The organism is Longimicrobium sp., from assembly GCF_036387355.1.
Classification (GTDB): Bacteria; Gemmatimonadota; Gemmatimonadetes; order Longimicrobiales; family Longimicrobiaceae; genus Longimicrobium.
This window is the reverse complement of the sequence record NZ_DASVTX010000374.1, coordinates 21,481-30,339: the sequence shown is the minus strand read 5'-3', so window position 1 is coordinate 30,339 and position 8,859 is coordinate 21,481. Positions and strand designations below refer to the sequence as shown.

The following is an 8,859-nucleotide window of genomic DNA, read 5'->3' as shown; positions in this document are numbered from 1 at the left end:
CCGGCGCGCGCTGCTGCAGGACGGCGCGCTCGCCCTGCAGGTGCAGGACGGGCTGTGGAACGCGGTGGAGCCGTGGGTGCCGCGCATTCCGCCCCGCGATGCGGGCGGCGAGGCGCGGGCATGGATCGTCGTTCAGGCGGGCGCGCCCACGTTCGCCCCGCCCGCCGCGGCCCCGGCCTTTGAGCTTCGCGGCGTGGACGGGTGGATCGGGCCCTTCGGGCAGGTGCTGCTGATGGAGCGGGGCCGCCGGGTGAGCGCGGTGGTAGAGCCGGAGAACGGGGTCGCCACGGTGCGGCTGAACACGCCGCCGGGCGAGGATGCGCCGGCGCTGGAGATCTTTGCCGCGCTGACGCTGGTCTCGGCGCTGCTGTTGGGGCGTTTGTGCCGCACTCTGGTGCATGCAGGGGCCATCTTGGGCCCGGATGGCCGGGCGTGGATGCTCGCCGGGGGGTCGTTCAGCGGCAAGAGCACCACCTGCGTGACGCTGATCCGCGCGGGGTGGAACTACCTCGCGGACGACCACCTTGTGCTGGGCCGCGACCAGGAAGGGGGGCTGCTGCTGGAGGGGTGGCCGCGGCGCTTCAACCTGGACCTGGGCTATCAGGACGGCGCTTCGCGCGGGGTGCGTAACCGCGTGGATTCGCAGGACTTCGGCCCGGGGCAGTGGGTGCGTTCGGCGCCGCTGGCCGGGGTGCTTTTCCCCCGCGTAGAGGCGGGGGAGCCGACCTCGCTGCGGCCCATCAGCGCGGCGGATGCGCTCTCCCGGCTGATGCGCCAGAGCCCCTGGCTGCTCGCCGACGCGGGCGCCGCGCCGGCCATTCTGCGCCTGCTCCAGGACGCGGGCGCGGCTCCGGCATACGACCTGCGGCTTGGGGCGGACTGCTACCGGAACTTCGACGTACTGCTGCAGGTACTTGCCGCCGCGGCGTCGCCTTCCGGCTGAGCCCCGGGTTCCACCCTTCCGGCCCGCCTCCGTACGGCGTGCCGGGTTGTTCGATCCACCTTTGGCCAACACATGACGATGAACGAATCTGCCATTCTCGACCAGAGCCCCGTCCAGACGACGGAAGCGCCCTCCGCCCGCAAGCCGTTTGTCCGCCCCACCGTGCAGGACGCGGGCGGGCTGCAGGACGTGACGCTCCTGGGTGGCAGCCTGTAAGCTGCGCCTGCACGGATCTCGATGACAAGGACGCCGCGGCTCAGGCCGCGGCGTTCTTCATTCCGGGATCACGCGGTTTTCGGGCTCAGGCGGGGGCAGGGAACCGGGAGCGTGTGCGGGCGGGCGTCGCGCGGGTGACGCGCCGGATACAGGCCTCCCGGGGCGGGGGGCTTGTGAAGGAGCGGTCCGGTGATGAAATTGGAAGAGAAGCTTCCGAATGGGTGCCGGAGCTCTCTGGATGTGCCTGGCAGGGAGGGAATGATGTACCGCACCGGAAGACTGCACACCGTGGGAGCCGCCGCGGGCCCGGGAGAATGGGCCGCGCTGGAGGAGCCGGGCCCTCACTTTCGCCCCAGCGGCGACAGTGAGGTGCTGTTGCCGTTCCGCCTGCACGCCGGCACCGTGGATGAACTGCTGGACCGGCTTCCCCCGCTGGTGGCGCCGCCCCGCTTTGACGCCCGCCACGTGCGCGCCGCCGAGCCCGGTGCCCTGCTTTCGCTGATGCTGCTCGCCGGCGTGCACGGCGTCGCGGTGCCCGCCGTGCCCATCCCGCCGCGCGCCCTCATTCCGCCCGTCGCCATCGGCGGCACGCTGGGCGCCGCGTCGCTGCTGGAGCAGGTGGCGGATGTGGCGGAGTGCCTGGAGCGGATGGGGTGGGCGGAGGCGGACTCTCAGGCGTTCACCGAGATCGTCCACGAACTGAGCCGCAACGCGCTCGAGCACTCCGGCGCGCAGGCCTGGGTGGCCGCGTGGCAGACTGGTCCCGATGAGCTGCGCCTCGCAGTGGCGGATTCCGGACCGGGGTTCGCCGGCCCGCTGGGGCTGCACGAGGAGGAGCACGCGTTGCGCGAGGCGCTGCGGGGCCGCAGCCGGTCCGGCGAGCCGGGCCGCGGAAAGGGGCTGCGGCGCGTGGCGCACGCGGTCGCGCGCTGGGGCGGCCGCCTGCGCGTGCGCAGCCGCACGGTGGAGTTCGCCGGCGCGCCGCCCTGGCGCGACGCGGTGCTGCGGACGCACCTGCCCTACCTTCCCGGCGTGCAGGTTGAAGCGGTGATCCCCGTCCGCGCCACGGGCCCCGGCCGCGGCTGACAGGCGCCGCCGGATCCGGGAACACGGCGCCCAGCCCGCTGACGTACACCAGCCCCGGCCCGCCGTCTCCCCGTGGAGACCGGCCGCGGGCCGTGCGGAGTTCCGCGAGGGGGAACGGAAAGAGGTCCGGCCGAGGCATCGTCGCCCCGGCCGGACCTCTTCGTCAGCGGAAGTTTGCGCCCCGTGCGCGCGAGGGCGGTCCTCGATCCCGCGAGGTGCCTTTACCCGATGGCCGGCGCGGCGAACAGGGGGGCAACCACCAGCGCCGCGGCGCCGCGCAGCCGGGTCTGCTGGTCTGATGCTTCGGGAAAGAGCGGCGTGGCGGCGGTGCCGGTGGTCAGCGTGCGCTCCGCCATCGCCTGCGCCACGGTGACGCCGATCAGGTCCCACGCCGCGGCGATCTCTCCGCCCACCACGATCCCCGCCGGGTTCACCGCCTTTACGATCGCCGCCAGGCCCAGCCCCATCAGCCGCGCGGTGGTCTGCAGCGCCCGCAGCGCCGCCGCGTCCCCCGCCCGCGCGCGGCCAATGACGTCCGGCACGCCGATCCCCGTCTCGCGGATGGTGGCGTACGCCTCGCGATCAGACAGTTCCCGCCCCAGGTAGCGCGCCACGATGGCGGCGTTGGCGGTGTACGCCTCCCAGCAGCCGCGCGAGCCGCACTGGCAGGCGGGCCCTTCCATGGTGAGCGGAATATGCCCGAACTCGCCCGCGGCGTTGCCGTGCCCCCGCACCACGCGCCCGTCCATCACCACGCCGGCGCCCACGCCGTCGGAAAAGGTGACGTAGGCAAAGCTTTCCAGCGCGTTCCCCGCCTGCCGCCCCAGCCACATCTGCGCATGCGCGCACGCCACGGCGTCGCGTTCGATATGCACGGGAACGCCCGTGGCCTCGTGCAGCGCGTCGCGCAGGTCCACGTCGCGCCAGCCCAGGGTGGGCGCGTTCACCAGCCGCCCCGTTTCGCGGTCCACCATCCCCGGAACCACCAGGCCGATCCCCTGGCACTCCCCGTCCGCCGCGTGCGTCTCCAGCAGGCGGCGGATGCGCGAGGCGAGCTGGGCCACCAGTTCCTCCGGCCGCGCGGGGGTGCGGAACGCCTCCATGGCCAGCGTGCGCCCCGCGAAGTCCGCCAGCATGGCCTGTGTCTGGCTCAGCCGCACGTCGATGCCCACCACCAGCCGGTCGTGGTCGCGCACGTGCAGCAGCGTGGGCTTGCGGCCGCGGCGCGACGTGCCGACGGCGGCCTCGTACAGCAGGCCGCAGTCGATCAGCTCGTTCACCAGCGGGCTCACCATGCCGCGCGCCACCTCCATGCGGCGCGCCAGGTCGGCCCGGGAGATCGGCTGGTACTCGCGAACGAGGTTCAGCACGATCTGCCGGTTGATGTCCTTGCCCGTGGTGCGGGTGGCGCGCTGGAAGTTGCGGGGGTCGATCTTGCGCACGGTCAACGCCGGTGAGGGTGGACCGCGGCTCCCCCGGTGGCGGGAAGGGATGCGGGCCTGGGAACGCGGCGCTCTCCGGCGGCGCATTTGTCCGCCCGGGTGCCAATCCCTTTGAAATTCGGTCGCGCGCACCGTGCCCGTCAAGTTCGTTGCGCAACCGGTGCGCCGCCCGGTGCCCCGTCGGCGTGGGGCGGATGACAGAAGCGGGCGATCGCCCGTGCGACCGCCCGCTCCGCTTGTCCGCCGTCCCTCGTTCCGCGTGTTCAGCCTCCGCGCCTGATCCGCGGCGGCCGGTCAGCGCGCGACGCTGTCCACGCGGGTGATGCGATACGGGTACCAGTGCCGCTCGCGGGCGGCGTGCACGTGGATCTCGGGCATCCCGTCCGGGCGCAGAATCATCTGCGCGGACTGCTCGTCCTCGTGCACCACCTCGGTGCGGACGAAGAGCCTGCCCAGGATCTGCTCGGCCTGGTGCCGCAACTCCTTGCTGTTGGCGAACATCACGTCCACCAGTTCCTCCGCGCGCCCCAGCTCCGGCGCGGGCGTCTGCACGGCTTCAATCACGGTCGTCATGCTCATCTCCCCGGACCTCGCGGGTAATTGGAAGAACTTCTTCCAAATTACTGATACCCGCGCGGATCGCAAGAGGTCCGTCCGCCGGACGCATGGCACCTTCAGCCATTCCAGGACGCAGAAAGGACCCCGGCGCGCTGCGCCGGGGCCCTGTTCACTCGACCCGCCCTGAATGCTTACCGGGGCGAGGTGCTGGTGTTGTACACGGCGCGGTACACGTTCACGCGGCCGTAGCCGAAGCCCGTGTCGTAGCCCGCCTTGCCCTTGTCGTCGGCCGTGCTCTCCAGGCGGCTGCGGAGCGCGGCGCCGCGCAGGCCCGTGGCCCACGCCACCACCGCCGTGGCGCTGGTCATGTTGGGCGCCGCCATCGATGTGCCCTGCATGTAGCCGTAGTAGCCGTTGGACATCGGCAGGTCGCCGTTCAGGTTGTAGACGGCGTTGCCGGTCGCGTTGGCGCTGTAGGTAAGGCCCGCCGTGTAGCTCGCGACGATGGACGAGAAGACGCAGCCTTCTTCGGTGGTGTTGCTGTAGCAGTTGCCGCCGGGGGCGGTGATGTCCAGCCCGCGACCGTAGTTGCTGTAGCTGGTGCGGCCGTCGCGCCAGTCGCTGGCGGCCACCGAGATGGCGTTGGCGTCCGAGGCAGGCGAGCTCACGCTGCTGCGGCCGTCGTTGCCGGCAGAGGCGATCACCAGCGTGCCGTTGTTGGTCATGGCCTGAATGGCGTTGCGTTCACCCGTGCTCTCGGTGCCGCCGCCCAGCGACACGTTCAGCGCCACCAGCGGCTTGCCGTTGGCGTCGCGGAACGAGGCCGCCGCGTTCATGGCGTTGATGATGGCCGAGGTGGGGCACCCCGCCGGCCCGCAGACGCGCTGCGCCAGGAACTTGACGTGGCTGGCGATGCCCGCCGCGCCCACCGCGCTGATGTTGGTGCCGGCCGAGGTGCCGGCGGTGTGCGTGCCGTGCCCCTCGTCGCTGGTGTCCATGGGGTCGTTGTCGTTGTCTACCCAGTCCTTGCCCAGGATCACGCGGCCGGCGAGCTCCGGGTTGTTGTAGTCCACGCCCGTGTCGATGTTGCCGATCACGATGTCGGGGCAGCTGCCCGCCTGGCAGGAAACCAGGAAGTCGGCGTCCATGTCGGCGTCGGCCAGCGAGGCGTAGGTGCTGGGCAGCGTCTGGCCCAGGCGGCCGCTGGTGTCCTTTTCGTTGAACTTCATGTTCTGGCCGCCGGGGTTGTACAGCGCCCACATGCGGGGGTTCACGGCCAGCGGCTGGCGCAGGTAGTTGGGCTCGGCCCATTCCACGCGCGGGTCGGCGGCCAGGCGGGCGGCCATTGCGCGCTCATTGCCGTGCGTGGTGCGCAGGATGTCGAACTTGCCCGCGAACCCGCGGGCCCCGCGGCCCAGCCCGTGCGCCCGCAGAACCTCGTCCATGCTCGCGTCGTCCTTCAGCTTCACCAGGACGTCCCCGGAAACCACCGCGTCTTCCGAAGCGGAGACGGCCATGCGGGCCGGCACCGGCGCGGCGGCCGGGTCGATGGGTCCATCGGAGCACGCGGCCAGGGCGGCCACCGACAGGGCACACAGACCCGTGAGACGGAAATTCGACATCGATGCTGCTCCTGAGCTGCTGAGAACGAAAGAACGGACGTCTTGCACGGGCGGCGGTGATGCCGCACTCGGCGGGGCACGTTCGTTTGGGTGAACGCCCTGTGGAAAGGCAACGTGCGGGCCGTGTTCCTGCTTCATTTGTGTCCGTGCAAGTTGTTGCAGGAAGCCTAGATGCGTATTGCGGCGGAATGGGAGTCGGCGTGTTTCTGGGCGGCGGTGTACCAGATTGGTGCAGTGCACTGCGCATCCGCTCCTTTGACCCCATCGCGTATTCGCGGCTAAGCCGTTGTGCTTTCGATGGATACGGGGTGGCGGCGCACCGCGCCCTTTGCGACATCGCGGTCCGGCTACTGCACCCTCTTTCTTCGGGAAGGTCGGTGCTGCGAGGTGGGGACACTCCTTAGCAGCAGCTATCTTTGCTCACCACCATTGCCGGCGCCGGCCACACCCGCGGTTCTCGCAAGAATCCCCCGCCGCCGGACGTTCCACCGTGATGGAGCACGATCGGCCGGCCCCGCGCGCGGGTGGGACATCGAACAGCTTGGAGAGGGTGAAGACATGCATCTGACGCCCATCGAACGTCCCTCGAGCCCGCTGCTGCGGCTCTTGTACCGGCTTTCCGCGCGGCGCTTCGGCACGGTGATCGGGCCGCTGAGGGTGATTTACGCGCGCCGTCCGCGGCTGCTGGTGATCGCGGGGCAGATCGCGCGGACCATGGAGCACGGGCTTTCGCTGGATCCAGCACTCCGCTTTCTGGTGCAGACGCAGACCGCGCGGCAGAACGGCTGCACCTTCTGCGCGGACCTGGCGCTGGCAGAGGCCGTGCGCAGCCGCGTGGGGCACGAGCGCTTCCGCGCGCTGGATGAGTATCGCACCAGCCCGCTGTTCACCGAGCGCGAGCGCGCGGCCCTGGCCTTTGCCGAGGAGGCCACGCGCAACCGCCGGCTCAGCGACGAAACCGCCGCGGCCGTGCGCGCCGCGTTCAGCGAAGAAGAAATCGTGGACCTCGCCTGGCTGAACGCGGCGGAAAACTACTTCAACCTGCAGGCGGCGGTGCTCGGCATCGAGTCGGACGGGCTCGCCGCCATGGCGCTGGCCAAGGGCGACGCGCGCCGCTCCTGAGCCTGGTTGGTTGAACGGCGGGCAGGGCAGACGTACTTTGTGGATGACAGGAACGTTTCCCGTCACAGGCGCGACAGTGCCGATGCGGGCGACGGGACCCGCCTCTCCGTCCCGGGCGATTCCGATGACGTCTCGTGACTCCACGTTTGCCGCCACAGGCGAGACCCCGCGTGGATGCATGCGCGGTCCCGCCGTCGTGCGCGGGAGCGTGAGCCGATGACGGCCAGCGCCACGCCCCGCGCGCCCCGGGTGGAGCGCAGGCTGGCATGGGCGTACGTGTCGGCAGCCGATGCGGCTGAAGGCGCGCCGCGCACGCCGGCATCCGCCCTGGCGCGCCGCCGCTTCGAGGTGTGCGGCAAGCAACTGGTCGCGGCAAGCGGCGGGGCGGAGTATCTGCTCGTTCCCATTACCGCGTACGCGCCGCTGCCCCGCGGAACCCGCCCGGCCGCGTTCTGCCCCGTCTGCCTGGAGCGGGTGACGCTGCGGCTGGGCACCCGCAACCGGCACCATTACGGCCATCGCCCGGACGCGGATTGCGCCGCCGCCGGGGGAGAAGGCGCGCTGCACCTGGCCGCCAAGATCCACCTTTCCGTACAGCTGGCCAACGGCGGCCGCGGCATTGACATCCGCCCCGTCTGCGCGGGTGTGCCGGACGAGAAGCGGTCGGAATTCTGCCGCGCCGCGCCCGCGGAGCCGTGGCCGGTAGAGTGGGACGAGGTGCGCGTGGAAAGCGCGCTCCCCTCCCTTCGCGCGGACCTGATGCTGCTGCGCGAAGGGCGCGAGGTAGGCGCCATTGAAATCCACGTGCATCACCGCGTGGACAGCGCCAAGTCGCACAAGTACCGCGGCCTGGGCGTGCCGTGGATCGAGGTACCCGCGAATGGCGTAATCAGTGAGTCCGGCCTGGGCTGGCGCGCGGGCGAGGTGCTGGCCGTGCTGCAGGACAGCCGGCGCGATCCGCACGCGTGGCGCTGCCCGCGCCACGAGGCCATGTACGACGGCATGCTGGAGCACGCGCGCACCGGAACGCACCGCCTGGCGGGCCGCGTGGTGCACGTGTACAGCAGCGAGGGCGGGCGCAGCACGGGCGAAATGCGCACCCGCGGCACCACCGTGCACATGATGGAGCGGCGTGAGGACGGGCGGATGGTGGAGGCGTGGCTGGAGCGCGACGACAACGACAGCCGCCTGGGCCGCCCCGTCCGCACGACGGACCGCGAGCAGGCCCGCCGCGAACTGCACCGCCAGTTCCTGGGATGGGTGAAGTGGATGCGCGAGCACCAGCGTTTTCGCGTGGATTCGCCGATGCGCTGGGCGGACCCCGCGGCGCTGGCCGGCTGGGCGAAGTCCGACGCGTACCCCGAGCGGCTGCGCTGGGATACGCACCAGGGCGACTTCATCGCGCCGCCCAACCTGCCCGCCACGGCGTGGCCGCGGCTCCCCGCGCCAGACGGCGGCGCGGACCCGGTCACCGGTTTTGCCGAATGCGCGTGGACGCAGACGGCCGCGGGCAAGGCGCCGCTGCTGCACGCCATCCACGGCGGGGTGTGGGCCACCCTTCGCGTCCAGCCGCGCGGCACTCAAGCCGGCGACGGCTCGGTAGGCCACGCCGCCGTCTTTCTGCACGACGGGCAGCGGTGGCGCACGGCCGAGGGCGCCCCGTACGTCGTTCACCGGGCGGAACCGGCGGGGGACGCGGAGGGATGGACGGCGTGGCTGCAGCGCTTCGCCGCCGCGCTCGCCTCGTTTTCCGCCAGCGCCGTGCTGGACGGCAGCGCGGCCGTGGACGCCATCCCCGCGGCACCGCGCTCCTGATCGCAAGATTCACAGTACCGTCGATGGCGGGATGTGAACCGGCCCCGGACTCCGC

The 8,859-nt window shown here is 71.6% G+C and carries 7 protein-coding genes and 1 pseudogene; 5 read left to right on the top strand and 3 right to left on the bottom strand.

Going from position 1 to position 8,859, the window contains the following annotated elements:
• From VF665_RS16330 to VF665_RS16320, 3 genes and pseudogenes are all read left to right on the top strand, one after another.
• Positions 1 to 943, top strand: a pseudogene (locus VF665_RS16330) (hypothetical protein); the annotation flags it as partial.
• 78 nt (positions 944 to 1,021) lie between these two features.
• Positions 1,022 to 1,159: a hypothetical protein gene (locus VF665_RS16325; RefSeq protein WP_331054508.1), complete on the top strand. Its 138-nt coding sequence runs from the start codon at positions 1,022 to 1,024 to the stop codon at positions 1,157 to 1,159.
• A 261-nt stretch (positions 1,160 to 1,420) separates the two neighbouring features.
• The gene (locus tag VF665_RS16320) at positions 1,421 to 2,245 is read left to right on the top strand and encodes an ATP-binding protein (RefSeq protein WP_331054507.1); all 825 of its coding nucleotides are present in this window, start codon (positions 1,421 to 1,423) and stop codon (positions 2,243 to 2,245) included.
• A gap of 221 nt (positions 2,246 to 2,466) precedes the next feature.
• On the opposite strand, the gene VF665_RS16315 is transcribed toward VF665_RS16320, so the two are convergent.
• The 3 genes from VF665_RS16315 to VF665_RS16305 all read right to left on the bottom strand — a co-directional run bounded on the left by VF665_RS16315 (position 2,467) and on the right by VF665_RS16305 (position 5,867).
• The gene (locus VF665_RS16315; RefSeq protein WP_331054506.1) at positions 2,467 to 3,687 is read right to left on the bottom strand and encodes an ROK family protein; all 1,221 of its coding nucleotides are present in this window, start codon (positions 3,685 to 3,687) and stop codon (positions 2,467 to 2,469) included.
• Positions 3,688 to 3,981: 294 nt separating this feature from the next.
• Complete coding sequence (locus VF665_RS16310) at positions 3,982 to 4,260, bottom strand: hypothetical protein (RefSeq protein ID WP_331054505.1); 279 nt, start codon at positions 4,258 to 4,260, stop codon at positions 3,982 to 3,984.
• 176 nt (positions 4,261 to 4,436) lie between these two features.
• Positions 4,437 to 5,867, bottom strand: a complete 1,431-nt coding sequence (locus tag VF665_RS16305) for a S8 family serine peptidase (protein WP_331054504.1) — start codon at positions 5,865 to 5,867, stop codon at positions 4,437 to 4,439.
• Between the two features lie 558 nt (positions 5,868 to 6,425).
• On the opposite strand from VF665_RS16305, the gene VF665_RS16300 reads away from it, so the two are divergent.
• Positions 6,426 to 6,989: a carboxymuconolactone decarboxylase family protein gene (locus tag VF665_RS16300; RefSeq protein ID WP_331054503.1), complete on the top strand. Its 564-nt coding sequence runs from the start codon at positions 6,426 to 6,428 to the stop codon at positions 6,987 to 6,989.
• Positions 6,990 to 7,205: 216 nt separating this feature from the next.
• On the top strand, positions 7,206 to 8,804 hold the full coding sequence (locus VF665_RS16295) for a competence protein CoiA family protein (RefSeq protein WP_331054502.1): 1,599 nt from the start codon (positions 7,206 to 7,208) through the stop codon (positions 8,802 to 8,804).
• Positions 8,805 to 8,859 lie beyond the last annotated feature (55 nt).

Excerpts from the sequence above, each read along its gene's own strand:
- VF665_RS16325 (WP_331054508.1), top strand. The coding sequence starts at position 1,022 with ATGAACGAATCTGCCATTCTCGACCAGAGCCCCGTCCAGACGACGGAA.
- VF665_RS16320 (WP_331054507.1), top strand. The coding sequence starts at position 1,421 with ATGTACCGCACCGGAAGACTGCACACCGTGGGAGCCGCCGCGGGCCCG.
- VF665_RS16310 (WP_331054505.1), bottom strand. The coding sequence starts at position 4,260 with ATGACGACCGTGATTGAAGCCGTGCAGACGCCCGCGCCGGAGCTGGGG.
- VF665_RS16305 (WP_331054504.1), bottom strand. The coding sequence starts at position 5,867 with ATGTCGAATTTCCGTCTCACGGGTCTGTGTGCCCTGTCGGTGGCCGCC.
- VF665_RS16300 (WP_331054503.1), top strand. The coding sequence starts at position 6,426 with ATGCATCTGACGCCCATCGAACGTCCCTCGAGCCCGCTGCTGCGGCTC.
- VF665_RS16295 (WP_331054502.1), top strand. The coding sequence starts at position 7,206 with ATGACGGCCAGCGCCACGCCCCGCGCGCCCCGGGTGGAGCGCAGGCTG.